Source organism: Thioclava sp. NS-SX20, assembly GCF_057380695.1.
On the sequence record NZ_CM170816.1, the window covers coordinates 2,049,541 to 2,073,189 of the forward strand.

35 protein-coding genes are annotated in these 23,649 nt (G+C 59.4%); 1 reads left to right on the forward strand and 34 read right to left on the reverse strand.

All coding sequences use genetic code 11. The features are described from left to right. Nucleotides 1–144: 144 nt before the first annotated feature. The 8 genes from AC2ISB_RS09980 to crcB all read right to left on the reverse strand — a co-directional run bounded on the left by AC2ISB_RS09980 (nucleotide 145) and on the right by crcB (nucleotide 7,679). Nucleotides 145–927, reverse strand: coding sequence for an amino acid ABC transporter ATP-binding protein (locus AC2ISB_RS09980; RefSeq protein ID WP_339108052.1), 783 nt, complete (start codon nucleotides 925–927; stop codon nucleotides 145–147). Between the two features lie 15 nt (nucleotides 928–942). Beyond that, on the reverse strand, nucleotides 943–2,259 hold the full coding sequence (locus AC2ISB_RS09985; protein ID WP_406721226.1) for an amino acid ABC transporter permease: 1,317 nt from the start codon (nucleotides 2,257–2,259) through the stop codon (nucleotides 943–945). 1 nt (nucleotide 2,260) lies between these two features. Beyond that, nucleotides 2,261–3,514, reverse strand: coding sequence for an amino acid ABC transporter permease (locus AC2ISB_RS09990; RefSeq protein ID WP_339108054.1), 1,254 nt, complete (start codon nucleotides 3,512–3,514; stop codon nucleotides 2,261–2,263). A 130-nt stretch (nucleotides 3,515–3,644) separates the two neighbouring features. After that, nucleotides 3,645–4,661 carry an amino acid ABC transporter substrate-binding protein gene (locus AC2ISB_RS09995; protein ID WP_486574903.1) on the reverse strand — a complete coding sequence of 339 codons (1,017 nt, stop codon included), beginning with the start codon at nucleotides 4,659–4,661 and terminating at the stop codon, nucleotides 3,645–3,647. Between the two features lie 219 nt (nucleotides 4,662–4,880). Beyond that, on the reverse strand, nucleotides 4,881–5,594 hold the full coding sequence (locus AC2ISB_RS10000; protein ID WP_486574904.1) for an ATP12 family chaperone protein: 714 nt from the start codon (nucleotides 5,592–5,594) through the stop codon (nucleotides 4,881–4,883). After that, the gene (locus AC2ISB_RS10005) at nucleotides 5,591–6,253 is read right to left on the reverse strand and encodes an HAD-IA family hydrolase (protein WP_486574905.1); all 663 of its coding nucleotides are present in this window, start codon (nucleotides 6,251–6,253) and stop codon (nucleotides 5,591–5,593) included. The genes AC2ISB_RS10000 and AC2ISB_RS10005 overlap by 4 nt, the downstream gene beginning before the upstream one ends. Continuing rightward, complete coding sequence (locus AC2ISB_RS10010; protein WP_339108058.1) at nucleotides 6,253–7,308, reverse strand: RluA family pseudouridine synthase; 1,056 nt, start codon at nucleotides 7,306–7,308, stop codon at nucleotides 6,253–6,255. The genes AC2ISB_RS10005 and AC2ISB_RS10010 overlap by 1 nt, the downstream gene beginning before the upstream one ends. Next, nucleotides 7,305–7,679, reverse strand: coding sequence for a fluoride efflux transporter CrcB (gene crcB / locus AC2ISB_RS10015; RefSeq protein ID WP_339108059.1), 375 nt, complete (start codon nucleotides 7,677–7,679; stop codon nucleotides 7,305–7,307). Before crcB ends, AC2ISB_RS10010 begins: the two co-directional genes overlap by 4 nt. A 160-nt stretch (nucleotides 7,680–7,839) precedes the next feature. On the opposite strand from crcB, the gene AC2ISB_RS10020 reads away from it, so the two are divergent. After that, nucleotides 7,840–9,174, forward strand: coding sequence for a replication-associated recombination protein A (locus tag AC2ISB_RS10020; RefSeq protein WP_406736105.1), 1,335 nt, complete (start codon nucleotides 7,840–7,842; stop codon nucleotides 9,172–9,174). Here AC2ISB_RS10020 and AC2ISB_RS10025 read toward each other — a convergent pair. The 26 genes from AC2ISB_RS10025 to rplB all read right to left on the reverse strand — a co-directional run bounded on the left by AC2ISB_RS10025 (nucleotide 9,171) and on the right by rplB (nucleotide 23,351). Further along, on the reverse strand, nucleotides 9,171–9,782 hold the full coding sequence (locus AC2ISB_RS10025) for an autoinducer binding domain-containing protein (RefSeq protein ID WP_486574906.1): 612 nt from the start codon (nucleotides 9,780–9,782) through the stop codon (nucleotides 9,171–9,173). The genes AC2ISB_RS10020 and AC2ISB_RS10025 overlap by 4 nt on opposite strands. Nucleotides 9,783–9,989: 207 nt before the next feature. After that, nucleotides 9,990–10,409, reverse strand: coding sequence for a 50S ribosomal protein L17 (rplQ, locus tag AC2ISB_RS10030; protein ID WP_339108061.1), 420 nt, complete (start codon nucleotides 10,407–10,409; stop codon nucleotides 9,990–9,992). A 155-nt stretch (nucleotides 10,410–10,564) separates the two neighbouring features. Continuing rightward, nucleotides 10,565–11,581, reverse strand: coding sequence for a DNA-directed RNA polymerase subunit alpha (locus AC2ISB_RS10035; protein WP_339108062.1), 1,017 nt, complete (start codon nucleotides 11,579–11,581; stop codon nucleotides 10,565–10,567). A 117-nt stretch (nucleotides 11,582–11,698) separates the two neighbouring features. Continuing rightward, a complete protein-coding gene (gene rpsK / locus AC2ISB_RS10040; protein ID WP_339108063.1) occupies nucleotides 11,699–12,088 on the reverse strand; it encodes a 30S ribosomal protein S11 in 390 nt (129 codons plus the stop codon). A gap of 15 nt (nucleotides 12,089–12,103) precedes the next feature. After that, entirely contained in the window at nucleotides 12,104–12,472 is a 369-nt protein-coding gene (rpsM, locus tag AC2ISB_RS10045) for a 30S ribosomal protein S13 (protein ID WP_339108064.1), read from the reverse strand. Nucleotides 12,473–12,653: 181 nt separating this feature from the next. Beyond that, nucleotides 12,654–13,241, reverse strand: a complete 588-nt coding sequence (locus tag AC2ISB_RS10050) for an adenylate kinase (RefSeq protein WP_339108065.1) — start codon at nucleotides 13,239–13,241, stop codon at nucleotides 12,654–12,656. Nucleotides 13,242–13,254: 13 nt separating this feature from the next. Further along, nucleotides 13,255–14,616, reverse strand: a complete 1,362-nt coding sequence (gene secY, locus AC2ISB_RS10055; RefSeq protein ID WP_339108066.1) for a preprotein translocase subunit SecY — start codon at nucleotides 14,614–14,616, stop codon at nucleotides 13,255–13,257. Nucleotides 14,617–14,728: 112 nt separating this feature from the next. Beyond that, a complete protein-coding gene (rplO, locus tag AC2ISB_RS10060; protein WP_339108067.1) occupies nucleotides 14,729–15,199 on the reverse strand; it encodes a 50S ribosomal protein L15 in 471 nt (156 codons plus the stop codon). Nucleotides 15,200–15,349: 150 nt separating this feature from the next. After that, on the reverse strand, nucleotides 15,350–15,742 hold the full coding sequence (locus AC2ISB_RS10065; RefSeq protein WP_486574907.1) for a hypothetical protein: 393 nt from the start codon (nucleotides 15,740–15,742) through the stop codon (nucleotides 15,350–15,352). Between the two features lie 3 nt (nucleotides 15,743–15,745). Further along, nucleotides 15,746–16,072 (reverse strand): ribonuclease E inhibitor RraB, encoded by a 327-nt coding sequence (locus AC2ISB_RS10070; protein ID WP_339108069.1) that lies wholly within the window; start codon nucleotides 16,070–16,072, stop codon nucleotides 15,746–15,748. Nucleotides 16,073–16,159: 87 nt separating this feature from the next. Then, nucleotides 16,160–16,345 (reverse strand): 50S ribosomal protein L30, encoded by a 186-nt coding sequence (rpmD, locus tag AC2ISB_RS10075; protein ID WP_339108070.1) that lies wholly within the window; start codon nucleotides 16,343–16,345, stop codon nucleotides 16,160–16,162. Nucleotides 16,346–16,357: 12 nt separating this feature from the next. Continuing rightward, a complete protein-coding gene (rpsE, locus tag AC2ISB_RS10080) occupies nucleotides 16,358–16,912 on the reverse strand; it encodes a 30S ribosomal protein S5 (RefSeq protein ID WP_339108071.1) in 555 nt (184 codons plus the stop codon). Between the two features lie 155 nt (nucleotides 16,913–17,067). Continuing rightward, a complete protein-coding gene (gene rplR, locus AC2ISB_RS10085) occupies nucleotides 17,068–17,427 on the reverse strand; it encodes a 50S ribosomal protein L18 (protein ID WP_339108072.1) in 360 nt (119 codons plus the stop codon). Between the two features lie 11 nt (nucleotides 17,428–17,438). Then, on the reverse strand, nucleotides 17,439–17,972 hold the full coding sequence (gene rplF / locus AC2ISB_RS10090; protein WP_339108073.1) for a 50S ribosomal protein L6: 534 nt from the start codon (nucleotides 17,970–17,972) through the stop codon (nucleotides 17,439–17,441). Between the two features lie 11 nt (nucleotides 17,973–17,983). Further along, the gene (gene rpsH / locus AC2ISB_RS10095) at nucleotides 17,984–18,382 is read right to left on the reverse strand and encodes a 30S ribosomal protein S8 (RefSeq protein WP_339108074.1); all 399 of its coding nucleotides are present in this window, start codon (nucleotides 18,380–18,382) and stop codon (nucleotides 17,984–17,986) included. An 11-nt stretch (nucleotides 18,383–18,393) separates the two neighbouring features. Beyond that, nucleotides 18,394–18,699 carry a 30S ribosomal protein S14 gene (gene rpsN / locus AC2ISB_RS10100; protein ID WP_339108075.1) on the reverse strand — a complete coding sequence of 102 codons (306 nt, stop codon included), beginning with the start codon at nucleotides 18,697–18,699 and terminating at the stop codon, nucleotides 18,394–18,396. 18 nt (nucleotides 18,700–18,717) lie between these two features. Then, complete coding sequence (gene rplE, locus AC2ISB_RS10105; RefSeq protein ID WP_339108076.1) at nucleotides 18,718–19,275, reverse strand: 50S ribosomal protein L5; 558 nt, start codon at nucleotides 19,273–19,275, stop codon at nucleotides 18,718–18,720. After that, nucleotides 19,275–19,580, reverse strand: coding sequence for a 50S ribosomal protein L24 (rplX, locus tag AC2ISB_RS10110; RefSeq protein ID WP_339108077.1), 306 nt, complete (start codon nucleotides 19,578–19,580; stop codon nucleotides 19,275–19,277). The genes rplE and rplX overlap by 1 nt, the downstream gene beginning before the upstream one ends. Continuing rightward, nucleotides 19,580–19,948 (reverse strand): 50S ribosomal protein L14, encoded by a 369-nt coding sequence (gene rplN / locus AC2ISB_RS10115; RefSeq protein WP_339108078.1) that lies wholly within the window; start codon nucleotides 19,946–19,948, stop codon nucleotides 19,580–19,582. Before rplN ends, rplX begins: the two co-directional genes overlap by 1 nt. 96 nt (nucleotides 19,949–20,044) lie before the next feature. Further along, on the reverse strand, nucleotides 20,045–20,278 hold the full coding sequence (rpsQ, locus tag AC2ISB_RS10120; RefSeq protein ID WP_339108079.1) for a 30S ribosomal protein S17: 234 nt from the start codon (nucleotides 20,276–20,278) through the stop codon (nucleotides 20,045–20,047). 11 nt (nucleotides 20,279–20,289) lie between these two features. Then, entirely contained in the window at nucleotides 20,290–20,493 is a 204-nt protein-coding gene (rpmC, locus tag AC2ISB_RS10125) for a 50S ribosomal protein L29 (RefSeq protein WP_339108080.1), read from the reverse strand. Between the two features lie 210 nt (nucleotides 20,494–20,703). Further along, a complete protein-coding gene (rplP, locus tag AC2ISB_RS10130) occupies nucleotides 20,704–21,117 on the reverse strand; it encodes a 50S ribosomal protein L16 (protein ID WP_339108081.1) in 414 nt (137 codons plus the stop codon). Nucleotides 21,118–21,130: 13 nt separating this feature from the next. Then, nucleotides 21,131–21,844 (reverse strand): 30S ribosomal protein S3, encoded by a 714-nt coding sequence (gene rpsC, locus AC2ISB_RS10135; RefSeq protein ID WP_339108082.1) that lies wholly within the window; start codon nucleotides 21,842–21,844, stop codon nucleotides 21,131–21,133. Beyond that, nucleotides 21,844–22,224 (reverse strand): 50S ribosomal protein L22, encoded by a 381-nt coding sequence (gene rplV, locus AC2ISB_RS10140; protein WP_339108083.1) that lies wholly within the window; start codon nucleotides 22,222–22,224, stop codon nucleotides 21,844–21,846. Before rplV ends, rpsC begins: the two co-directional genes overlap by 1 nt. 5 nt (nucleotides 22,225–22,229) lie before the next feature. Further along, nucleotides 22,230–22,508, reverse strand: coding sequence for a 30S ribosomal protein S19 (gene rpsS / locus AC2ISB_RS10145; RefSeq protein WP_339108084.1), 279 nt, complete (start codon nucleotides 22,506–22,508; stop codon nucleotides 22,230–22,232). 3 nt (nucleotides 22,509–22,511) lie between these two features. Next, complete coding sequence (gene rplB, locus AC2ISB_RS10150; RefSeq protein ID WP_339108085.1) at nucleotides 22,512–23,351, reverse strand: 50S ribosomal protein L2; 840 nt, start codon at nucleotides 23,349–23,351, stop codon at nucleotides 22,512–22,514. Nucleotides 23,352–23,649 lie beyond the last annotated feature (298 nt).

Genomic DNA, 23,649 nt, shown 5'->3' on the forward strand with positions numbered 1-23,649 from the left:
GAGGGCATGGAAAAGGGCCGATGGGAAAGCGCCCCACGGCCCTGAGGGTATCCGACAATGGGGACCGGATCGGCTTGGGGCATTGAACCCCAAGCCGATCCGGTCGGGGGCGATGCCCCCTCCGCGCCCTAACCGACGCCAGTCTCAGTGATTGAGGATCTGGCTCAGGAACTGCTTGGTGCGTTCCGACTGCGGGTTGTGGAAGAAGTCATGCGGGTTATTCTGCTCCACGATCTGACCATCGGCCATGAAGATCACGCGGTCAGCCACGGATTGCGCGAAGCCCATCTCGTGGGTCACGCAGAGCATGGTCATGCCCTCTTCCGCCAGTTCGATCATGGTGTCGAGCACCTCCTTGATCATCTCGGGGTCAAGCGCCGAGGTCGGCTCGTCGAACAGCATGATCTTCGGCATCATGCACAGCGAGCGGGCAATCGCCACACGCTGCTGCTGGCCGCCCGAAAGCATGCCCGGATATTTATGGGCCTGATCGGGGATCTTCACCTTTTCAAGGAAATGCATCGCGGTTTCTTCCGCCTGCTTCTTCGGGATCTTGCGGACCCAGATCGGTGCCAGCGTGCAGTTTTCCAGAATCGTCAGATGCGGGAAAAGATTGAAGTGCTGGAACACCATCCCGACTTCCGAGCGCACCTTGTCGATGTTCTTGAGGTCGTTGGTCAGCTCGGTGCCATCCACGATGATCTTGCCCGACTGGTGTTCTTCCAGACGGTTGATGCAGCGGATCATGGTGGATTTCCCCGACCCCGAAGGCCCCGCGATCACGATCCGCTCGCCACGGGTGACGGTCAGATTGATGTCGCGCAGAACGTGGAACTGGCCGTACCACTTGTTCATGCCCTCGATACGGATTGCGACCTCGTCGGAAGCCTTCGGATTAGCAGCAGGTGCCATAGTCATATCAGCCATTTGTCTCTGGCCTCCTTATCGGTGGTCACGTTTCAGCTTGCGCTCGAGATACATCGAGTAGCGCGACATGCCGAAGTTGAAGAGGAAGAAAATCACCCCCACGAAGATGAAGGGTTCCCAGTAGATGCCCTTCCATTCGAAGTTGTTGCGGATTGCATCGGGGATGGATTTCAGCGGATCATAGAGGCCCACGAAGGTCACCAGCGTCGTATCCTTGAACATGCCAATGAAGGTCGACACGATACCCGGGATCGAGATCTTCAGCGCCTGCGGCAGGATGATCAGCCGTTGCGCTTTCCAGTAATCCAGACCCAGCGCATCGGCGGCCTCATATTGGCCACGCGGCAAGGCTGCCAGACCACCACGGATCACCTCTGCAATATAGGCCGCAGAGAAGAGCGTCACCAGAATCATCACCCGCAGGATGATGTCGAAGCTGGTGCCCGGCGGCAGGAAGTAGTTCAGCAGGGTCGAGGCCACGAACAGCAGCGTGATCAGCGGAACGCCACGGATGAACTCGATGAAGATCACCGAGAGCGTCTTGATCAGGAACATATTCGACTGGCGGCCAAGCGCCAGCATGATCCCCAAGGGCAGCGACAGGCCGATGCCCCCTGCCCCGATCACGATGGCCAGCAGGAAGCCCCCGAACTGGTTCGAGCCTACCGGCGTGATGGCGACGGGCAGCACTGCGGACAGCGCGGCATCGACCGGATCGGTGGCATAGAGCCAGAACAGCACCGGCAGCACAATGGCCGCCGCCACCGCCAAGACCTTGTTCAGCGGCGTCACCAGACGCAGCGCGGCAAACCCCAGCGCAAAGCCCACGGCGATCATGATCACCGGCCAGAGAGAGCCGCCCCACAGCAGCCATAGGGCCAGCAGCGGATAGGCCGCCGAGAAGGCCAGCAGCATCCGCGGCAACTGCGAGAACAGCACCGGCGCAATCGCGACGAAAAGCAGCACGAAGGTCAGGGTCGGACGCCAGTAGAGATCGCTCGGATAGAAGCCGAAGATGATCTGGTTCCAGCGATGCTTGATCACCGCCCAGCAGGCACCGTTCGCGCCCTCGCCCCATGTATCGGCAATGATCTTGCGACATTGCGACAGGCTATCGGCATTCCAGACGCCATGCAGGAACCACGCATAGAAATGCATGACAAACATATAGACGACGGCCAGCCCCAGAAGGGTCAGGACGGTGTTGCTCCAGCCGGAGAACAGGTTCTCGCGCAGCCATTTCACCGCGCCGGACTGGGCCGAAGGCGGCTCTTGCTGCGGCAACATGGTGTCGCGCACATAGGCCACGGTTTGTGCATGTGTATCGCTCATCTCACCGCTCCTTCAGCTTTACAGACCGGTTATAGAGGTTCATCACGCCGGAAATGGCCAGCGAGACAGCAAGATAGATCAGCATCATCAACAGGATGGCCTCGATCTCGCGACCGGTCTGGTTCATCGTGATCCCGCCCAGCGTTCCGCGCAGGTCCATATAGCCCACGGCAATCGCCAGCGAGGAGTTCTTGGTCAGGTTGAGATATTGCGAGATCAGCGGCGGCACGATCACCCGCAGCGCCTGCGGCAGGATCACCAGCTTCATCGTGCGGTTCGGACGCAGCCCGAGGGCAAATGCCGCCTCGGACTGCCCGCGCGACACCGACATGATGCCCGCACGGACGATTTCCGCGATGAAGGCACCGGTGTAAAGCGTCAGACCCAGCCACAGCGCGACCAGCGCGTTCGACACATCCACCCCGCCGGTAAAGTTGAACCGCTCGAGCACAGGCGGGTTCAGTGTGATGCCGAGCGCCGCCAGCAGGACGATGGCAGGCACGAACAGGATCAGAGCCGATTTCCACCATGTCGCAGGACGCAGACCCGTGGCGCTTTGCACGCGGGCCGCATGGGCGCGCAGCTTGCGATTGGCCCAGAGCGACAGCAAGACCACAGCGGCGAAGGCGAGGAAGTTCAAAGAGATCGGCGCAAGCGGTGTGTCGATCACGCCCAGACCGCGGGAAAATTCGACCCCCGGAATATGGGTGCCGCGATTGGTGAAGGCCACCGTATCAAACAGCAGCATCGAGGCCGCAGGATGCTCGCCGCGATAGGCCGCAGGCGACGGCGTCAACTCGGTCAGCACGGCCACAGCCACCAGAATCCAGAGCAGCACCGGCACATTGCGGAACGCTTCGACATAGATCGTCATCAGGCGCGAGATCAGCCAGTTTTTCGACAGCCGCAGGATCCCCGCGACCACGCCGAGGATGGTGGCCGCCACACAGCCAAGGAACGAGACCCAGAGCGTGTTCAGCAGCCCCACCAGCGCTGCGCGGGCATGGGTGTCATCATTGCTGTAGGGGATCAGGGTCTGGGCGATGTCATAGCCCGCCCGCTGCCCCAGAAAGCTGAAATTGAAATCCTTGCCCAGCAGCGCGAAATTCGCGATCACGTTATCGACGAGCCAGAGCACGCCAAGCATCACGAGGATCAACGTGACGATCTGGATGGTCAGAGACCGGTAGCGCGTATCGTATATGAGATCGCTGAGCCGGAAGCCACGCTCCGGCCCATCATGCGCATTTGACATGAGTTATACCCCTGTATCCGGCAGAGCGGCGGATTGGTCGCCAATGAGGTCGTTGCCTCGCCTGCAGGCTTGTTTTTATTGGAATGGAAAAGGGGCGCCCGGTTGCCCTGCGCCCCTTCTCGCGTTGTGCTTAGCGGAAGGGCGGCGCGTAAAGCAGACCGCCTTGGGTCCACTGTGCGTTCAGCCCGCGCGCCAGACCGATCGGAGTGGATTCACCGATAGTGGCCGCGAAGATCTCGCCATAGTTGCCGCCCGCCTTGATGGCGCGCTTGGCCCATTCCGCGTCCAGACCGAACATCTTGCCCAGATCGCCCTCGGTACCCAGAATCCGGCGGATTTCCGGATTCTCGCTCGAGCTGGCCAGCTCGTCGGCATTGGTCGAGGTGATGCCGTATTCCTCGGCGGCGATCAGCGCGTTCAGCGTCCAGCGGACGATGTCGCCCCACTGGTTATCGCCATGACGCACCGACGGGCCAAGCGGCTCTTTGGAGATGATTTCCGGCAGGATGATGTAATCGCCCGGATTGGCGAAAGCGGCACGGGTGGCAGCCAGACCCGACGCGTCGGTGGTATAGGCGTCACAGGCCCCCGCGAGGAATTGCTGTTCGCCTTCCGAGTTGGTGTCGACCGAAACCGGATTATAGGTCATGCCATTGGCTTTGAAATAATCGGCAAGGTTCAGCTCGGTGGTGGTGCCGGTCTGGATACAGACGGTCGCACCATCAAGTTCCTTGGCCGAGGTCACGCCCAGATCCTTGCGGACCATGAAGCCCTGACCGTCATAATAGTTCACGCCCGCAAAATCGAGTTTCAGGTCCACATCGCGCGAGAAGGTCCAGGTGGTATTGCGCGACAGCAGGTCGATTTCGCCCGAGCTCAGCGCCGTGAAACGGTTCTGGCTGGATACCGGCACATAGGTGACCTTGCTGGCATCGCCCAGAACGGCGGCAGCAACGGCTTTACAGATCGCGACGTCGAAGCCGGTCCAGTTGCCATTCGCATCCGGCGTTGCAAAGCCCACCAGACCCGAGTTCACGCCACAGTTGAGCGTGCCGCGCGCCTTCACATCATCCAGCGTCGAAGCGGACGCGATGCCGGCGGTCAGACCGGTCGCGGCCAATGCGCCGAGAAGTGCAAGTTTATTCATTATTACCTCTTCCTGAGTTGCCACTCTTTTGAGCGGTTCTTAAGCGGTTCTCTTCCGGTCATGTCTCCGCAAGAGACTGTGAGGTTATCCCCAGTGCCAGAATTGTGAGCGAGTTACCGCGCGGAGGTCAAGGGACCAATCCACTTTCAACCAAGAAAATCGCTCAGCGAATAGGCAAATGCTCAGGAAGAAATCGAAAACCTAGCCATTTAGACAGGCTTATTTACCATGTAATAAAAGCCAAAACCGCTCGGCATCCAGTAGCGCCTGTTTTTTGACCATATCTGCAAGATGGGCCTCTTCGTCCTGCCCCCACTCTTCGGCCTGAAAGCTTTCGTCGATCCGCGAAAGCGTGAAGGCAGATTCTGCCTGCAGATGGCCCTCGATGACTGCCAGCCCGAGAATCAACGACCCCGTGATTCCGACCAGATCATGCAGCGCCGAAAGCTGGAAAGGCGTCAGAGCCGCCACATGGGCACGCAGAACCTGAAGATCCGCCTCCGGTTGCGCCACCGGCAAAAGCCCCTGTGTCACGTTCAGCACGACCCCGAAACGGTCTTTGGCCCATGCCAGAAGCGGGTCCCAGCCCTGCGCCTGACGCTCGGCCAGAACGGCGGGCGTCGTCGCACGATAACACAGCAGATCGGTGCCGCCATATTCGGCGATATAGGCCGCAACTTCGGCATGCTGGCTGGCAACCTTGTCGATTGCGGCATTGGCAGCACGGGTCAGCGGCATGGTTTCGGGCCGGATCTCGCCCTCCTGCGCCTCCCATTCCGCAGCGATCGCCTGCGCCAATGCGCGGCTTGGCACGGTAAACGGTGCCTTGGCGGGGGTTTTCACCGCACGCCCATCCAGCGCCACGCCGAAGCCGTTATCCTGCGCCGTAACGGTGGTCTCTTTCCAGAAACGTTTCGCAGTCCAGGTGCTCATTTTTGCGCCTCCGCCATATTGCCCAGAAGCTCCTCAAGCTCGTCAAAATCCCTAACGATACGGTCGGCCCCCACCTCGCGCAGCGCCTCGACAGGATGATAGCCCCAGGACACACCGATGGTCCGGACGCCCGCTGCCCGCCCCATCTGGATGTCATAGCTGGTATCGCCGATCATCACCGCCTGATCCGCCCTCATCCCCGTCTCGAGCAATGCCGCCTCGACCATCGAGGGATGCGGCTTCGACGGGTGGTCATCGGCGCATTGCAGCGACTGGAAATGCGTCTCCAGCCCGTGATATTCCACCAGCGCCCGCAACCCGCGACGCGACTTTCCGGTGGCCACAGCCAGAACGGTATCCTCGCGCCGGTGGAGACGGTCCAGCAGCTCCCGCGCGCCCGGATAAAGCGGGGCCGGACTGGCGGCACGGGCGGATTTGTAACTGGCTTTATAGCCCGCAACCACCGCATCGCGGATCTCCTGCGAGGCCTCGGGCAACAGCCGCACCAGCGCCTCGGGCAGGGACAGCCCGACGATCGACAGCACTTCGGATGTCGGCAGCGGCGTCAGCCCAACGGCTTCGAACCCCATCGCCATCGCATGGGTGATATGGTGCTGACTGTCCGATATCGTGCCATCGACGTCGAAAATGGCCAGCATCACATCATATCCTCGAAGGGATCGGCGGGCACGTCATTCTCGTGCCAGTCCAAGAGCTTCCATGTCCGCTTCATATGCTCGGGCAGAGGTGCCTGAAGGGTGATGCGCTTGCCGGTGATGGGGTGGTCGAAACTGATCTGGCGGGCATGCAGATGCAGTTTGCGCGACACTTCGCCGCCCAGCTGCGCCCCCCAGCCATCGCCCATATTGTCCTGCCCCGAGCCGCCATATTTGCCATCCCCCACGATCGGGTTGCCCAGCTCGGCCATATGCGCACGCAACTGGTGGGTGCGCCCCGTGATCGGCACCAGCGCGACCCATGACAGGCGCTGCCCAAGGATATGCAGCGTGAAATAATCGGTGGTGGCGCGCTTGGCCTCGGGATGTTCGTTCATCTTGGCCGGATGCACGCAGATCATCTTCTCGCCCGCACCATGCGGCCCGTGCCCGCCCTGCTTTTCCAGACCATAGCGGATGGTGCCGAATTTCGGCTGCGGCGCACCGGCCACAGCAGCCCAGTAGATCTTGCGGGTGGTCTTGCGGCGGAAGGCCTCGGACAGGCGGCGCGCCACGCGATCGGTGCGCGCCAGCAGCAGCACCCCCGAGGTATCCTTATCCAGACGGTGCACCAGCTTGGGGCGCTCCTTGTAGCCAAACATCAGCGCCTCAGCGAGGCCGTCCACATGGACATGCCCCTGCCCCGAGCCACCCTGCGACGGCAGCCCCGGCGGCTTGTTGAGAGCGATGATATGCTCGTCTTTCCAGATCACACAGGACTGGATCATCTTCTCCTGCTCGGGCGTGATTGGCCCGCGCGCGGCGCCATCGATCTTCGGCTCGGGACGTTCCTCGGGCAGCGGCGGCACGCGCACCTCTTGCCCTTCTTCCAGACGATGGGCCGGTTTCACCCGCCCGCCATCCACGCGGATCTGCCCCTTGCGGCAGAGCTTTTCGACCATGATCTGTGTGATCTGCGGGAAGCGCTTCTTGAGAAAGCGGTCCAGCCGCATCTCTGCCCCATCCGCGTCGACTTTGATGTTTTGAACCTTGCTCATGCCAGCACCCAGCGCATTACATGCACTCCAAAAATCAATCCAAGAAGAGACGCGATCAGCGAAATCGCGACATAGACACCCGCCAGACCGGTCTCTCCGCGCTCGATCAGCGTCCAGGTCTCCAGCGAGAAAGAGGAGAAGGTGGTGAACCCGCCCAGAATACCGGTCGCTAGAAAGGCGTTCCAGTGGGTCAGTTCCTTCTGCCCCAGAAAGGTGATCAGCGCGCCCATCAGAAACGAACCGACGATATTGACGAAGATCACCCCCAACGGGATCTGTTGCGGCCCGATCAGCCGCAAGATCGCCACGCCGGACAGATAGCGCCCCGATGCCCCGATCGCGCCACCCAGCGCCACTTGTACTACCGTCATCAACATCCGCGTCTCCTGTCGTGGGCGCTCAAACCCCGCATACGGGCCGATGTCAACCGGTCGGCCCGCGCCTTGCCTGCGCGCTTGTGCCATATTCAAACCGTCAATGCACCGCAAATCCCGTATTCATCTCGTGCAATATCGGGATTACTGTGCCGATATGAGTGATCTGTTCGACAATAGCCCCGAGATGCCCGCCTCCACGCCGCCCGCCCGCGCCAGCGAATCGCGCGACCGGCCTTTGGCGGATAGCCTGCGCCCGAAAGACCTGAGCGAGGTGATCGGCCAGACGCATATTCTTGCCCCCGATGCGCCTCTGGGGCGGATGCTGGCCACTGGCAAACTGTCCTCGATGATCCTCTGGGGGCCGCCGGGGGTGGGCAAGACAACCATCGCGCGGCTGCTGGCGGATGCCTCCGACCGCCACTTCGTCCAGATCAGCGCGATCTTTTCGGGTGTGCCCGAATTGCGCAAGGTGTTTGACGCCGCCAAGACCCGCCAGCGCGCGGGTCAGGGCACGCTGCTATTCGTGGACGAGATCCACCGCTTCAACAAGGCCCAGCAGGACGGCTTCCTGCCGCATATGGAGGATGGCACCATCGTGCTGGTGGGAGCGACCACCGAGAACCCCAGCTTCGAGCTGAACCGCGCCCTTCTGTCCCGCGCGCAGGTGATGGTGCTGCACCGGCTGGATGCAGCCGCGTTGGGCGAGCTGCTGACCCGCGCCGAAGCCGCCCGCGGGACGCCCCTGCCCCTGACCGAGGAGGCGCGTGCCACGCTGGTGGCTATGGCCGATGGCGACGGGCGCGCGATGCTGAACCTTGTCGAACAGGTGGCCGCCATCCGCACCAGCCAGCCGATGGATGCCAAAGAGCTGGCCCAACGCCTGCAACGCCGCGCGGCCCAATATGACAAGACGGGAGACGAGCATTACAACCTGATCTCGGCGCTGCATAAATCGGTGCGCGGCTCCGACCCTGACGCCGCGCTCTACTGGTATGCGCGGATGCTGGAGGGCGGCGAAGACCCGCGCTATCTGGCGCGGCGGTTCGTGCGCATGGCGGTGGAAGATATCGGGCTGGCCGACCCACAGGCGCAAAGCCACGCGCTGCATGCATGGGAAATCTACGAGCGTATCGGTTCGCCTGAAGGCGAATTGGCGCTGGCGCAGACAGTGATCTATCTGGCCTTGGCCCCGAAATCCAATGCGGGCTATGTGGCCTATAAAGGGGCGCGGGCGCTGGCCAAGCAGACGGGGTCGGCCCCGCCGCCGAAACATATCCTCAATGCGCCGACCAGCCTGATGAAAGAGCAAGGCTATGGCGAGGGCTATGCCTATGACCATGATGCCGAAGACGGGTTCTCCGGCCAGAACTACTTCCCCGACAACGTCCCGCGAACGCAGCTTTACGACCCGCCCGACCGCGGGTTCGAACGCGAGATGCGCAAACGGATCGACTGGTTCGCCAAGCTACGCGCCAAAAGGACCCCCTAGATCAGGCGGTGTTCACGCGCCTTGCGGATCGCCTCTGACGTGGTGCGGGCACTCAACCGGATACGCGCCGATTTGAGCCGCGCCTTGAACGCGCTTTCGGTAATGCCCAGACGCGCCGCCGCCGCTGTATGCCGGTCCCCCGCGGCCAGAAGGCGCAGCGCCTCTGCCTGCGCATCGGTCAGCGAAAGACTTTCCTCGTGATGCTCGTGCAGGATATGGGTGATGCGCTCTAGCGTGGCCAGCTCGTCATCGGTAAATTCACGCGCGGTATGCGAAATCCCGACGATCGAACGCGACGACATCGGCCCGACCCCCGCAACCGCACCGTAATTCAGCCCGAAACGGCGCGCCTGCTCGAAGATGCCGAAAGGATCGGGAAACCGGATCTCGCTCCAGCGGACCCGCCCCGTATGGGAAATCCCCCAGAAGACCACGGGATCGCGCAGATAATAGGACCGCTCGTTGTAAAGCTGGATCCATTTGGGATCATAACTCGTATGATAAATGCGTGCCTGCGCAAAACGGACGTGCAAACCAACCATAAATCCGGCTGGCGCGAGCTCGTTGAGCTCATCAAGCAGACCTTGCGTTTTAGAATCAAAAGACATGGCAGCCTAACGTTTAACTAAAAGAAGCAGCCAGCCCAAGCCAAAGGCCTACCGGTCTGCCAAGAAATCAAACAGCGCACCAAATAATGCGCCACTTCACCAGTTGCGGCGCCCCCTATTTCAGCTTTCCACTAAAATCTTAAATAAACCATTGAAAAACCCCGCCCAAACGGGCGGGGTTTGATCTTATCAGACCGAAAGGTCCGATTATTCTGCCGCTGCTTCTTCAGCTTCGAGGCGCGCACGGTCTGCAGCACCTTTTGCCGAGGAATCGCGCTCGACGAACTCGATGATCGCCATCGGAGCCATATCGCCATAACGGAAGCCGGCTTTCAGAACGCGAACATAGCCACCTTGACGGTCTTTGAAACGCGGGCCGAGAACTTCGAAGAGTTTGGCCACGTCTTTGTCCTGCTTCAGCTGGGCTGCTGCCTGACGACGTGCGTGCAGGTCGCCGCGCTTTGCCAGCGTGATCAGCTTTTCGATCACCGGACGAAGCTCTTTTGCTTTCGGCAGGGTGGTTTTGATTTGCTCGTGCTCGATGAGCGAGCCAGCCATGTTCGAGAACAGCGCCTTGCGGTGTTCATGGGTACGGTTGAGACGGCGGTAACCGCGAGCGTGACGCATGTGAATTCTCCGTAATTGCGTTTTGCTTTGTCAGGGCGACCGATGCGTGCCGGTGCCTCAGTTGGGGCGGAGCCCGATATTCCCAGCCTGTGCTGGCATTGAATGGGGGGCGTGTAGCCCACGCCCCCCTATCCGTCAAGCCTGTAAGCGGAAGATCAGAACTGATCTTCGAAACGCTTGGCCAGATCTTCGATATTTTCCGGCGGCCAGTCTTCGACTTCCATCCCGAGATGCAGCCCCATGCCCGAAAGCACTTCCTTGATCTCGTTCAGCGACTTGCGGCCGAAGTTCGGGGTGCGGAGCATCTCGGCTTCGGTTTTCTGGATGAGGTCGCCGATATAGACGATATTGTCGTTCTTGAGGCAGTTTGCCGAACGGACCGACAGTTCCAGCTCGTCGACCTTCTTGAGAAGGAGCGGGTTGAACTCCAGACCGTCTTCCGCGTCCTGCTTCGACGCCGATTCGGGCTCTTCGAAGTTGACGAAGATCGACAGCTGGTCCTGCAGGATACGCGCAGCAAAAGCCACGGCGTCTTCCGGCGTGATCGAGCCATCGGTTTCGATCTTCATGGTCAGCTTGTCATAGTCCAGCACCTGACCTTCACGGGTCGGGGTGACTTCGTAGGCGACCTTTTTCACCGGCGAATAGATCGCGTCGATCGGGATCAGACCGATGGGCGCGTCTTCCGGACGGTTCTTATCGGCAGCGACATAGCCTTTGCCGGTATTGACGGTCAGCTCCATGAACAGGTCGGCACCATCATCAAGGTGGCAGATGACATGCTCTTTGTTCAGAACTTCGATGCCTGCGGTCTCGGAGATGTCGCCAGCGGTCACAACGCCCGGACCTTTGGCCGAGATCGACACGCGTTTGGGGCCTTCGACATCCATACGCAGCGACACGCCCTTGAGGTTCAGCACGATGTCGGTGACGTCTTCACGCACACCGGCCACGCTGGAGAACTCGTGGAGCACATTGTCGATTTGTACGCTGGTGATGGCCGCGCCTTGCAGCGAGGACAGCAGAACGCGGCGCAGCGCGTTCCCCAGGGTGAGACCAAAACCACGCTCAAGCGGTTCTGCAACGAGCGAAGCCTGACGCTCCGGATCGTTACCCGGTTTTACTTCCAGCTGCGTCGGCTTGATCAGCTCGGCCCAATTCTTGTGGATCATGCAGTGCCTCCATACCTGTTCCCAGCCCATGTCCTAAGCAGGGAACGCCCGAGGATAGAATGCGGACACGATTGGGCCGCGCGGGAAATCCCACACGGCCCAACCGGAATTCAAAAATCAGACGCGGCGGCGCTTCGGCGGACGGCAGCCGTTATGCGCGATCGGGGTGACGTCACGGATCGAGGTGACAGCCAGACCGACAGCAGCCAGTGCGCGCAGAGCCGATTCACGACCCGAACCGGGGCCTTGAACTTCGACGTCTACGGTGCGCAGACCGTGCTCTTGTGCTTTGCGTGCAGCATCTTCTGCAGCCATCTGAGCGGCGTAGGGGGTCGATTTACGCGAACCCTTGAAGCCCATGGTGCCCGAGGACGACCACGAGATGGCGTTGCCCTGAACGTCAGAGATCAGGATCTTGGTGTTGTTGAACGACGAGTTCACATGAACAACACCAGCGGCGATGTTCTTGCGCTCTTTACGCTTCGTGCGGACCTTATCACGTGCCATGTGTCAAGCCTCCCCTTACTTCTTCTTGCCAGCGATGGCTTTTGCCGGGCCCTTACGGGTACGAGCATTGGTATGGGTACGCTGACCGCGAACCGGCAGGTTCCGGCGGTGACGCAGACCGCGGTAGCAGCCCAGGTCCATCAGACGTTTGACGTTCATTTGAACTTCACGGCGCAGGTCACCTTCAACGGTGAGGTTTGCGTCGATATATTCGCGGATCGAAAGGACTTCCGCATCCGACAGCTCGTTCACACGACGGGTCACGTCGATGTTGACGGCTTCGCAGATTTTACGGGCGGTGTCGTTGCCGATACCGGTGATGTAGGTCAATGCGATCGGGACGCGTTTCCCGGTCGGAATGTTGACGCCAGCAATACGTGCCAAAGCGTTCTTCCTTCACGTTGCGGTTCCGTAGTACCAGAACCTTTTTTCACAACAGATGGCCCGAAACCTCATGTTCCGGACCCTGATTCCGACAGACCGACTGACCCATCGAAAAATTGATTCTCATAAGAGAGACTTGCACCTACGAGGTATCCTCCTTCAGGTCAAGCCTCTCTATGCATTATTCTTGCTGATCAAGGATCGCCGCGATCTGCGCCGAGACCGTGCCTATTTCAGCCAGACCATCAACGCGGAACAGATCGCCCGCGTGATAATAATAACCGATCAGCGGCGAGGTCTTTTTGTAATACTCGCGCAGGCGGTCGCCGAAGACTTCGGCGTTGTCATCCTTACGGACCGGCTGACCTGCCGCACGGGCCTCTTCCGCGCGCCCGACAATGCGGTTCACCAGAACGGCATCATCGACAACCAGCTCGATCACGGCATCCAGCTTCTGCCCCATACGCGCCAGAAGCGCGTTCAGCGCATCCGCCTGCCCCAACGTGCGCGGGAAGCCGTCGAAGATGAACCCGTTGCCCTCATCCGAGGACAGCTTCTCTTCGATCAGGCCGATCACGATATCATCGGTGACCAGCTCGCCACGATCCATCACCTCGGCAACCTTGTTGCCCATCTCGGTGCCGGAGGTCTTGGCCTCGCGCAGCATATCGCCAGTGGACAGCTGGACCATCCCGCGATCTGCGACAAGCTTACCTGCCTGGGTGCCTTTGCCGGCCCCGGGCGGGCCAAGCAAGATGATATTGGTCATGATGTCTTTCCTTTCAGCGGCGCGCGGGGGCCTTACGACCGGACTTCTTGCGCTTACCACGAAGTTGAGATTTTTCGATCAGACCTTCGTATTGGTGCGCAAGAAGATGCGACTGCACCTGATTGATCGTGTCCATCGTCACAGAAACGATGATCAGAACCGAGGTGCCGCCAAAATAGAACGGGATCGAAAGCGAAGAGCGGAGGATTTCCGGCAGCAGGCAGACCGCCGCCAGATATGCCGAACCGATCACCAGCACACGCGAAACCACGTAATCAAGGTAATCTTCGGTTTTCTTGCCGGGACGGATGCCCGGAATAAAACCGCCTTGGTTCTTGAGATTGTCCGCGACTTCATCCGATTTGAAAGAAACGTTCGCCGTGTAGAAATATGCGAAGAACACGATCATCGCCACGTAGAACAGCAGATAAAGCGGCTGACCCGGCCCGAAATAAGCCAGAATGGTCGACATCACGGGGCCGGTATTCCCGCCCGAGAATGTCGCAATGGTGGTCGGCAGCAGCAGAAGCGACGAGGCGAAGATTGCAGGGATAACACCTGCGGGGTTCACCTTGATCGGCAGGTGCGACGAGCCGCCATCATAGATTTTCATCCCCACCTGACGGCGCGGATATTGGATGTGGATCTTGCGCAGAGCGCGTTCCATGAAGACCACGAAGCCGATGACCGCAATGATCATGACGATCACGGCAATGGTTGCCGGAAGCGAGATCGCCCCCGCACGGCCTTGCGCAAGGAAGCTGGCGAAATGCGCAGGAATCTCGGCCACGATGCCGACGAAGATGATCAGCGAGATGCCGTTACCGATACCGCGCGACGTGATCTGTTCGCCGACCCACATCAGGAACATGGTGCCGCCAACCAGCGTGATCACCACAGCCGCTTGGAAATACATGCCCGGATCATGCGCCAACCCACCGGCTTCCAGCGATTTTGCCAGACCGAAGGCCTGGAAGGTCGCAAGGGCCACGGTGCCATAGCGGGTGATCTGGTTGATCTTCTTGCGGCCCTGTTCGCCCTCTTTCTTCATCTGCTCCAGCGCCGGAACCATAGCGGCCAGCAGCTGAACGATGATGGAGGCCGAGATATACGGCATGATGCCCAGAGCAAAAATACCCATGCGGCCAAGCGCACCGCCGGTGAACATCGACAGGATGCCCCCGAGACCCGAGCCTGCGTTCTCCATAAAGTCGCGCAGGGCCTGTGCGTCGATCCCCGGCACAGGGATATAGGTCCCCAACCGGTAGATGATCAGCAGACCGATGGTGAAGAAAATCCGTTGGCGAAGCTCGGTGGCCTTGCCCAGGGCGCCCCAAGAGAGGTTCGCCGCCATTTGCTCTGCAGCAGATGCCATATGCCTGTCTCTTTCATGTCAGCGCCGCCAGACCGGGTTCCCGATCGGCGGCGCCAGAAAACCTATGCCTATGTAAGCGGGCACGCGCCCGCTCACAACAGCTTATTCAGCCTTACTCGGCAGCGGCAGCCGCAACGGTGAGTTTACCGCCTGCTTTTTCGACAGCCTCAACAGCCGATTTCGAAGCACCGGTGACGTTCAGGGTCAGAGCGGATTTGACTTCGCCTTTTGCCAGAACGCGCACGCCGTCCAGTTTACGACGCACGAGACCCGAAGCAACCAGCACGTCTTCATTGATCTCTGCTTTCGCATCGATCTTGCCCGCTTCGATGAATTTCTCGATCAGGCCGAGGTTCACAACCGCGAAATGCTTGGCGTTCGGCTTGGTGAAGCCACGCTTCGGCAGACGACGGTAGAGCGGCATTTGGCCACCCTCGTAGCCGTTCAGTGCAACGCCCGAACGCGACTTCTGACCTTTGATACCGCGACCAGCGGTTTTACCTTTGCCGGAGCCCGGACCGCGTGCAACGCGTTTTTTCTTCTGGGCTGCGCCCGCGTTATCGCGGAGTTCGTGAAGTTTCATATCGCTTCTCCTCTCGCCGGACATGACCCCAGAAGCGTAGCTGGGCCAGACTCGGCATTTCTTGTTTTGCTTACGCAATTGATTCGAGGCCCCCGAAGGAGCCACGGGTCGCTATAGCAGAGGCCCTGCCCTGCAAGCAACCGCTTTGCATCACGTGCGACACTGAATTGTCACGTCATAATTGAACTGGGTCCCGCCCCCGATCTGGTAGACACTGGCCAGCACGCGACCGATTTCGCGATAGCCCGCAGAGCCACAGCTCTTTGTAGCCCTTCGCGCAATCTGCCGCTCCATCACCGCGTCCTGATCCCAAAGCGGGCTCGACCCTTTGGAGACACTCAGCCGATGCACCGCACCGGCCGCCAAGACAGGCACCGCCGAGACAGGCACCGCCGACGCAGGCACCGCCGACGCAGGCGAGGACGACCACGCGGGCACCGCGCTGACCGCATAGGTGTCGCGTGTGTAGGTCTCGGGTGCCTGCGATGCCATACAGCCACCAAGCAGAACTGCCGCCGCCAAACCGGTAAGGAATGCCCTCATCTGTCAGCGTCCCGAAAAGGCCCAGCCATCCGGCGCGAAACCATGAATCGACGCCAGAAGCGTCAGCTTTTCCTCATGTGCCCAGAGGGTCTCGGCATCCAGCGTGATAACCGGCGTCGTGATCTCGGCCACGGCCTCATCCTCGTCATCCTGCGCCTCGTAGAACTCGACGCCATACCCAAGGGCCTCGGCCGCATCGGACAGGTCGTCCCAATTCGCCCCGTCATCATCCATGACAAACTGGAACGCCACGACGCCTTCGGCGGGCACAGCATCCATCTTGGCAATCTCGGCGAAAATCTGGAAGGTCTCGGCCTTCTGGTCTTTCATATCCATCTTCATACCTCTGAAAAGGGAGACAGGTACAAAAACGCCCCGGACGATGCCGGGGCGCTTTGTCAAAAAATCTGAATAAAATCAGGCTTTTTCTTCGATGATCGCAACGAGGTGCGGGATCGAGTTCACCATGCCGCGGACGGCGGGGGTGTCTTCGAGCTCGCGGGTGCGGTTCATCTTGTTCAGACCGAGGCCTTTCAGCGTAGCGCGCTGAGAAGCGGGACGGCGGATCGGCGAACCGATTTGTTTCACAACGATAGTAGCCATGTCCTGATCTCCTTACGCGTCAGCCGATTCAGCTTCCGGCTTCTTCAGGATGTCAGCCACTTTCTTGCCACGGCGAGCCGCGACGTTACGGGGGCTTTGTTCCTGACGAAGCGCATCAAGCGTCGCACGGATCATGTTGTAGGGGTTCTGCGAACCGGTCGACTTGGCAACCACGTCCTGAACGCCCAGCATTTCGAAGACGGCACGCATCGGACCACCCGCGATGATACCGGTACCGGCAGGTGCGGTGCGCATGATCACGCGGCCAGCGCCGTGACGGCCTTCGATATCGTGGTGCAGGGTACGCGCATCACGCAGCGGAACACGGAACATGTTGCGCTTTGCTTGCTCGGTCGCCTTACGGATTGCCTCCGGCACCTCTTTCGCTTTGCCTTTGCCGAAACCGACGCGGCCGCGCTGGTCGCCAACGACGACGAGTGCTGCGAAGCCGAAACGTTTACCGCCTTTGACGGTTTTCGACACGCGGTTGATCGCGACAAGACGATCTGCGAATTCCGGGGTCTCTTCGCGCTCGCGGCGATCCCGGCGGTTTTCACGTTCTGCCATGAAAACATCTCCTGATATGGACCGAAGTCCTTTTCCCAATCCAAGTGGATTTGCATCCCTGGATCATCGAGGGGTTGCCCCCTGCTCTAAAATCGAAGGGCGCATTGCGGCGCCCTTCGCAAGATTTCGATCACCCTGCCCGAAGGCAGAGAAGATCAGAACTTCAGACCGCCTTCGCGAGCTGCATCGGCCAGTGCCTTGATTTTCCCGTGGAACAGGAAACCGCCACGGTCGAAATAGCACTCTTCGACGCCTGCAGCCTTGGCACGTTCCGCGATGGTTGCACCGATCTTGGTCGCTGCTTCCACGTTGTTTTTGCCAACGAGGCCCAGATCCTTCTCGAGGGTCGAAGCCGCTGCAAGGGTCACACCGTTCAGATCGTCGATCAGCTGGACGCTGATGTTTTTCGACGAGCGGTGAACCGACAGACGCGCACGGCCATTGGCCATTTTGCGCAGTTTGTTCCGCACGCGCAGGCGGCGCTTCAGGAACAGTTCTCTTTTCTTGTTCGCCATTTTCGCGCCCCTTACTTCTTCTTGCCTTCCTTACGGAAGACATACTCACCCTTGTAGCGGATGCCTTTGCCTTTATAGGGCTCGGGCGCACGCCACTCGCGGATATTCGCAGCAACCTGACCAACGAGCTGTTGGTCGATGCCTTCGATGACGATCTCGGTGTTTTTCGGCGAGGTGATGGTCACACCAGCCGGAACAGCGAAGTCCACATCATGCGAATAGCCCAGTGCCAGCTTCAGAGTGTTGCCCTGCATCGTGGCGCGGTAACCCACACCCTGAATTTCGAGCTCTTTCTTGAAGCCAACGGTGACGCCGGTCACAAGGTTCGCGATCATCGAGCGGGCCATACCCCACTGCTGACGCGCACGCTTGGACAGGCCACGCGGGGTCACGGAAACCGAAGAACCTTCAACCGAAAGGCTGACATCGTCGGTGGCGGTGAAGTGACGGGTCCCTTTCGGGCCTTTCACTTCGATGGTCTGGCCGGACACCGAAGCGGTCACACCGCTCGGAAGTTCCACTGCCTTCTTACCAATACGAGACATCGGCTACCTCCTTAGAAGACGGTGCAGAGGACTTCGCCGCCAACATTGGCGTTGCGAGCATCTGCATCCGACATCACGCCCTTGGACGTGGAGACGATGGAAACGCCGAGGCCCTGACGGACCGACGGGACGTCTTTCGCAGCCATGTACACACGACGGCCCGGGGTCGAAACGCGCTTGAGTTCGCGGATGACCGGGGTGCCTTCGTAGTATTTCAGGCTGATGGTGATTTCAGGCAGACCGCGCGAGTCGGTGGTCGACTCGTAGCCGCGGATGTAGCCTTCCGCTGCAAGCACATCCAGAACCCATGCGCGCAGTTTCGACGCGGGGGTTTTGACGGTGGACTTGCCGCGCATTTGCGCGTTGCGGATGCGGGTCAGCATATCGCCGAGAGGATCGTTCATAGACATACGAGACCTCCTTACCAGCTCGACTTGACCATGCCGGGGATCTGACCGAAGGAGGCCAGGTCACGCAGCTTGATACGCGAGACTTTGAGCTTACGGTAGTAAGCGTGGGGACGACCGGTCAGCTGGCAACGGTTGTGCAAGCGGACAGCCGAGGAGTTGCGCGGCAGTTCTGCCAGCTTCAGGGAAGCTTTGAAGCGCTCTTCCATCGGACGATCCTGATCGGCGATGACTTCTTTCAGTGCGGCGCGTTTCGCGGCGTATTGTTTAACAAGACGCTCACGCTTCACTTCGCGCGCAACCATGGATTTCTTAGCCATTGTTCACTCTCCTCGCGATCAGGCCGAGAACGGCATGTTGAAGTGCTTCAGAAGCGACTTCGCCTGCGCGTCATCATTGGTCGTGGTCACGATGATGATGTCCATACCCAGAACTTCGTCGACTTTGTCGAAATCGATCTCGGGGAACACGATCTGTTCTTTGAGACCCATTGCGAAGTTACCACGACCATCGAAGGACGGCTTCACGCCGCGGAAGTCGCGGACGCGCGGCAGTGCCACGTTGATCAGGCGGTCGAGGAATTCGTACATACGGGTGCCGCGCAGGGTCACCTTGCAGCCAAGCGGCATCTCTTCACGAACGCGGAAGCCTGCAATGGACTTCTTCGCTTTCGTCATGACAGCCTTCTGACCGGCGATGAGCGTCAGCTCTTCAGCGGCTTGCTTGACTTTTTTGGTGTCTTTCGTGGCTTCGCCAACGCCCATGTTGATCACGATCTTTTCGATCTTCGGGATCATCATGTCGTTTTTCAGACCGAACTCTTCCTTCATGGCAGCACGGATCTTGGATTCGTACTCGCCTTTCAGGCGCGGAGTGTAAGTTGCGAGGTCGAGCATCAGATAACGTCCCCCGTGGTCTTGGCGAAACGAACCTTTTTGCCGTCTTCCATGCGGAAGCCGACGCGGGTTGCTTTACCGTTTGCATCCAGCAGAGCGAGGTTCGACAGGTCGATCGGCATTGCCTTCGGCTGACGGCCACCTTGGCTCGTTTGGGTTTGGCGCGTGTGACGGATCGCGACGTTCACGCCATCGACCACGGCTTTGTTCGAAGCCGGCATAACCGAGGTGATCTCACCCTGTTTGCCTTTGTCCTTACCGGACAGAACAACAACCTTATCACCTTTGCGGAGTTTAGCAGCCATTACAGCACCTCCGGAGCAAGCGAGATGATTTTCATGAAGTTCTTGGCGCGCAGTTCGCGAACAACCGGTCCGAAGATACGGGTACCAACGGGCTCGCCGTTGTTGTTCAGGATAACTGCTGCGTTCGAGTCGAAACGGATGGCGGTGCCATCTTCACGACGAACTTCTTTGGCGGTGCGAACGACGACGGCTTTACGCACGTCCCCTTTTTTCACACGGCCACGCGGAATGGCTTCCTTGACGGAGACGACGATAATGTCGCCGACCGACGCATAGCGACGGTGCGAACCACCCAGAACCTTGATGCACTGAACTTTCCGAGCACCGGAATTGTCAGCAACATCCAGATTGGTCTGCATCTGGATCATAGGGTTACTCCCGACCTTTGGAGACGACCATGCAGTTGGCGCCCCAGGGTTTCGATAAACTGGTGTTTATCGCCGGGCCTGAATTCCTTGCGGAAATCAGGCTTCGACGACGACCGTCCAGCGCTTGGTCTTCGAAATCGGCGCGCACTCTTCGATACGAACAGTGTCACCTACCTTGAAAGCATTGTTCGCGTCATGCGCACGATACTTCTTGGATTTACGAATGGTCTTTTTCAGAACGGGGTGCGTGAAACGGCGCTCGACAGAGACGGTGATCGTCTGTTCGTTCTTGTCCGAGGTCACGACGCCTTGAAGGATACGTTTGGGCATGGGAAGATTCCTCAGTTCGCAGCAGCTTCAGCAGCTTTTTGGGTCAACACGGTTTTCACGCGAGCAACGTCACGACGGACGGCGCGCATGCGAGCGGTGTTTTCCAGCTGGTTGGTGGCTGCCTGAAAGCGGAGGTTAAACGCTTCCTTTTTCAGCGCGACAAGCTCGTCACGGAGCTCATCGGCCGTCTTGGCCTTGAGTTCTTGGGCTTTCATGCCTTTGGTCCTTTAAATGGCACCAGAGGGCCCCGCTTGGGTGCGTATACACGCTTGGGGTGACCCTGATTCTGGTGGGTTATGTCGATCCTGTTGCCAGGAACACCGGCCAACTACCATCATCGAGCCAATCTGGCAAGGGGTGTTGGAATAAAACAAGGCGCGGGAGAGAAATCCCCCGCGCCTTGCTTCAATTTAGGTGGACCTGACTTACCAGTCCTGACGCTCGACGATGCGGGTCGCGACCGGGAGCTTCGCAGCACCAAGGCGCAGGGCCTCACGTGCGATGGTCTCGTTCACGCCGTCGATTTCGAACATCACGCGGCCGGGCTTCACTTTCGCTGCCCAGAAATCCACGGAACCTTTACCTTTACCCATACGGACTTCGGTCGGTTTCGCGGTGACCGGGGTATCCGGGAAGATCCGGATCCAAACGCGGCCCTGGCGCTTCATGTGACGGTTGATTGCACGACGGGCAGCTTCGATCTGGCGCGCAGTAACACGCTCGGGCTCAATCGCCTTCAGACCAAAGTGACCAAAGTTCAGATCGGTGCCGCCTTTGGCTTCACCGTGGATCCGGCCTTTGTGCTGTTTGCGGAACTTCGTCCGTTTCGGTTGCAACATGGTCTAATACCCCTCAGCGCTCGCGCTCACGGCGCGGACCGCGCGGTGCCGGACCCTCTTGGGCTTCAGCAGCTTTGCGCTCACGTGCCTGCGGATCATGTTCCATGATCTCGCCTTTGAAGATCCACACTTTGACGCCGATGATCCCGTAGGGGGTCATTGCCTCGCAATGTGCATAGTCGATATCCGCACGCAGCGTGTGCAGCGGAACGCGACCTTCACGATACCATTCGGTACGCGCGATCTCGGCACCGCCCAGACGGCCGGCAACGTTTACACGGATACCAAGAGCACCCATGCGCATCGCGTTCTGAACGGTACGCTTCATCGCACGACGGAAGGACACACGACGCTCGAGCTGTTGGCAGATGGATTCTGCGGCCAGTTGCGCGTCGATTTCCGGCTTGCGGACTTCAACGATGTTCAGGTGAAGTTCGCTGTCGGTGAAGTTTGCAAGCTTCTTGCGCAGAGCTTCGATATCGGCGCCTTTTTTGCCGATGATCACACCCGGACGTGCTGCGTGAATGGTCACACGGCACTTTTTGTGCGGGCGCTCGATGATCACGCGCGAGATGCCAGCTTGTTTCGCTTCGTCCTTGATGAACTCGCGGATCTTGATGTCTTCCAGAAGAAGATCACCGAAATCCTTGCTTTCAGCGAACCAGCGGCTGTCCCAGGTGCGGTTGACCTGGAGACGCATACCGATCGGATTTACCTTATGACCCATTATGCTTGCTCCTCAACCTGACGCACCTTGATGGTGAGCTCCGAAAACGGCTTCATGATCTTGCCGAAGCGACCACGGGCACGCGGGCGACCGCGCTTCATGACCAGGTTCTTACCAACCCATGCTTCCGCGACGACCAGCTCGTCAACGTCCAGACCGTGGTTGTTTTCCGCATTGGCGATAGCCGATTGCAGGCACTTCTTCACGTCGATCGCGATACGCTTCTTCGAGAAGGTCAGATCGGCCAGAGCCTTGTCGACCTTCTTGCCGCGGATCATCGCTGCAACGAGATTCAGTTTCTGCGGCGAGGTGCGAAGCATGCGCGATTTTGCCATTGCTTCGTTATCCGCCACGCGGCGCGGATTCTTTTCCTTACCCATGACGATTACTTCCTCTTGGCTTTCTTGTCAGCAGCGTGACCGTAATAGGTACGGGTCGGCGAATATTCACCGAACTTCTGACCGATCATTTCCTCGGTCACAGCGACCGGGATGTGCTTCTGACCATTGTAGACCCCGAAGGTGAGGCCAACGAATTGCGGCAGGATGGTCGAGCGACGCGACCAGATCTTGATCACTTCGCTTTTGCCCGACTCGCGCGCTTTCTCTGCTTTTTTCAGCAGATAGGCATCGACGAAGGGGCCTTTCCAAACAGAACGAGACATATCTTAACGACCCTTCTTCTTCGCGTGACGCGAGCGCAGGATATATTTATCCGTCGACTTGTTCGTACGGGTGCGTTTGCCCTTGGTCGGCTTGCCCCACGGGGTAACCGGGTGACGGCCACCGGAGGTCCGGCCTTCACCACCACCATGCGGGTGGTCGATCGGGTTCATTGCAACGCCGCGAACGGTCGGGCGGACGCCCATGTGACGCTTACGACCTGCTTTACCGAGGTTCTGGTTCGAGTGGTCATGGTTCGACACGGCACCGATGGTGGCCATGCATTCCTGACGCACAAGACGCAGCTCGCCCGAGGAAAGACGGATCTGAGCGTAGCCACCATCACGACCCACGAACTGGGCATAGGTGCCAGCTGCGCGTGCGATCTGACCGCCTTTACCCGGCTTCAGTTCGATGTTGTGAACGATGGTACCGATCGGCATACCCGAGAACGGCATTGCGTTACCCGGCTTGATATCGACCTTCTCGCCCGACACAACTTTATCGCCGAGAGCGAGACGTTGCGGTGCGAGGATATAAGCGGCTTCGCCATCTTCGTAGCGGATCAGCGCGATGAACGCGGTCCGGTTCGGGTCGTATTCGATGCGTTCGACGATAGCCGGAACGTCAAATTTGCGACGCTTGAAGTCAACGATACGGTAGAGACGCTTCGCGCCACCACCCTTGTGCCACATCGTGACGCGTCCGGTGTTGTTCCGGCCACCAGTCTTCGTCAAACCCTCGGTGAGGGCTTTGACCGGACGGCCTTTCCAAAGCTCCGAACGGTCGATCAGAACCAGCCCACGCTGGCCCGGCGTAGTCGGTTTATACGACTTAAGTGCCATGCTTTCTGTCTTCCGTTAGCTGAAGGCGGGTTGTACCGCCTTATGTGAAGGGCCCCTAAGGTCCCCAGATAACAACGCCAACCGGCCCCGGACGAATCCGAAGCCTCCGGCGATGCGCGTAGCTACCAAAAAGAAGCCAATCCGTCTACTGCTGAATTGGCCCATTTGGCGCTTTGTGACCTTATATTTAAGGCCACAAGCCAAGCCCTTGATGCAAGACGCTATTCTCTAGCCCCCTGCCCTATCGCCCAAAGAAAAGCCCCCGCAAATGCAGGGGCTCTCCGAAGTCATAAGGATC

Excerpts from the sequence above, each read along its gene's own strand:
- AC2ISB_RS09980 (WP_339108052.1), bottom strand. The coding sequence starts at position 927 with ATGGCTGATATGACTATGGCACCTGCTGCTAATCCGAAGGCTTCCGAC.
- AC2ISB_RS09985 (WP_406721226.1), bottom strand. The coding sequence starts at position 2,259 with ATGAGCGATACACATGCACAAACCGTGGCCTATGTGCGCGACACCATG.
- AC2ISB_RS09990 (WP_339108054.1), bottom strand. The coding sequence starts at position 3,514 with ATGTCAAATGCGCATGATGGGCCGGAGCGTGGCTTCCGGCTCAGCGAT.
- AC2ISB_RS09995 (WP_486574903.1), bottom strand. The coding sequence starts at position 4,661 with ATGAATAAACTTGCACTTCTCGGCGCATTGGCCGCGACCGGTCTGACC.
- AC2ISB_RS10000 (WP_486574904.1), bottom strand. The coding sequence starts at position 5,594 with ATGAGCACCTGGACTGCGAAACGTTTCTGGAAAGAGACCACCGTTACG.
- AC2ISB_RS10005 (WP_486574905.1), bottom strand. The coding sequence starts at position 6,253 with ATGCTGGCCATTTTCGACGTCGATGGCACGATATCGGACAGTCAGCAC.
- AC2ISB_RS10010 (WP_339108058.1), bottom strand. The coding sequence starts at position 7,308 with ATGAGCAAGGTTCAAAACATCAAAGTCGACGCGGATGGGGCAGAGATG.
- crcB (WP_339108059.1), bottom strand. The coding sequence starts at position 7,679 with ATGACGGTAGTACAAGTGGCGCTGGGTGGCGCGATCGGGGCATCGGGG.
- AC2ISB_RS10020 (WP_406736105.1), top strand. The coding sequence starts at position 7,840 with ATGAGTGATCTGTTCGACAATAGCCCCGAGATGCCCGCCTCCACGCCG.
- AC2ISB_RS10025 (WP_486574906.1), bottom strand. The coding sequence starts at position 9,782 with ATGTCTTTTGATTCTAAAACGCAAGGTCTGCTTGATGAGCTCAACGAG.
- rplQ (WP_339108061.1), bottom strand. The coding sequence starts at position 10,409 with ATGCGTCACGCTCGCGGTTACCGCCGTCTCAACCGTACCCATGAACAC.
- AC2ISB_RS10035 (WP_339108062.1), bottom strand. The coding sequence starts at position 11,581 with ATGATCCACAAGAATTGGGCCGAGCTGATCAAGCCGACGCAGCTGGAA.
- rpsK (WP_339108063.1), bottom strand. The coding sequence starts at position 12,088 with ATGGCACGTGATAAGGTCCGCACGAAGCGTAAAGAGCGCAAGAACATC.
- AC2ISB_RS10050 (WP_339108065.1), bottom strand. The coding sequence starts at position 13,241 with ATGACCAATATCATCTTGCTTGGCCCGCCCGGGGCCGGCAAAGGCACC.
- secY (WP_339108066.1), bottom strand. The coding sequence starts at position 14,616 with ATGGCATCTGCTGCAGAGCAAATGGCGGCGAACCTCTCTTGGGGCGCC.
- rplO (WP_339108067.1), bottom strand. The coding sequence starts at position 15,199 with ATGAAACTTCACGAACTCCGCGATAACGCGGGCGCAGCCCAGAAGAAA.
- AC2ISB_RS10065 (WP_486574907.1), bottom strand. The coding sequence starts at position 15,742 with ATGAGGGCATTCCTTACCGGTTTGGCGGCGGCAGTTCTGCTTGGTGGC.
- AC2ISB_RS10070 (WP_339108069.1), bottom strand. The coding sequence starts at position 16,072 with ATGAAAGACCAGAAGGCCGAGACCTTCCAGATTTTCGCCGAGATTGCC.
- rpmD (WP_339108070.1), bottom strand. The coding sequence starts at position 16,345 with ATGGCTACTATCGTTGTGAAACAAATCGGTTCGCCGATCCGCCGTCCC.
- rpsE (WP_339108071.1), bottom strand. The coding sequence starts at position 16,912 with ATGGCAGAACGTGAAAACCGCCGGGATCGCCGCGAGCGCGAAGAGACC.
- rplR (WP_339108072.1), bottom strand. The coding sequence starts at position 17,427 with ATGGCGAACAAGAAAAGAGAACTGTTCCTGAAGCGCCGCCTGCGCGTG.
- rplF (WP_339108073.1), bottom strand. The coding sequence starts at position 17,972 with ATGTCTCGTATTGGTAAGAAGGCAGTGGAACTTCCGAGCGGTGTGACC.
- rpsH (WP_339108074.1), bottom strand. The coding sequence starts at position 18,382 with ATGTCTATGAACGATCCTCTCGGCGATATGCTGACCCGCATCCGCAAC.
- rpsN (WP_339108075.1), bottom strand. The coding sequence starts at position 18,699 with ATGGCTAAGAAATCCATGGTTGCGCGCGAAGTGAAGCGTGAGCGTCTT.
- rplE (WP_339108076.1), bottom strand. The coding sequence starts at position 19,275 with ATGCTCGACCTCGCAACTTACACTCCGCGCCTGAAAGGCGAGTACGAA.
- rplX (WP_339108077.1), bottom strand. The coding sequence starts at position 19,580 with ATGGCTGCTAAACTCCGCAAAGGTGATAAGGTTGTTGTTCTGTCCGGT.
- rplN (WP_339108078.1), bottom strand. The coding sequence starts at position 19,948 with ATGATCCAGATGCAGACCAATCTGGATGTTGCTGACAATTCCGGTGCT.
- rpsQ (WP_339108079.1), bottom strand. The coding sequence starts at position 20,278 with ATGCCCAAACGTATCCTTCAAGGCGTCGTGACCTCGGACAAGAACGAA.
- rpmC (WP_339108080.1), bottom strand. The coding sequence starts at position 20,493 with ATGAAAGCCCAAGAACTCAAGGCCAAGACGGCCGATGAGCTCCGTGAC.
- rplP (WP_339108081.1), bottom strand. The coding sequence starts at position 21,117 with ATGTTGCAACCGAAACGGACGAAGTTCCGCAAACAGCACAAAGGCCGG.
- rpsC (WP_339108082.1), bottom strand. The coding sequence starts at position 21,844 with ATGGGTCATAAGGTAAATCCGATCGGTATGCGTCTCCAGGTCAACCGC.
- rplV (WP_339108083.1), bottom strand. The coding sequence starts at position 22,224 with ATGGGTAAGGAAAAGAATCCGCGCCGCGTGGCGGATAACGAAGCAATG.
- rpsS (WP_339108084.1), bottom strand. The coding sequence starts at position 22,508 with ATGTCTCGTTCTGTTTGGAAAGGCCCCTTCGTCGATGCCTATCTGCTG.
- rplB (WP_339108085.1), bottom strand. The coding sequence starts at position 23,351 with ATGGCACTTAAGTCGTATAAACCGACTACGCCGGGCCAGCGTGGGCTG.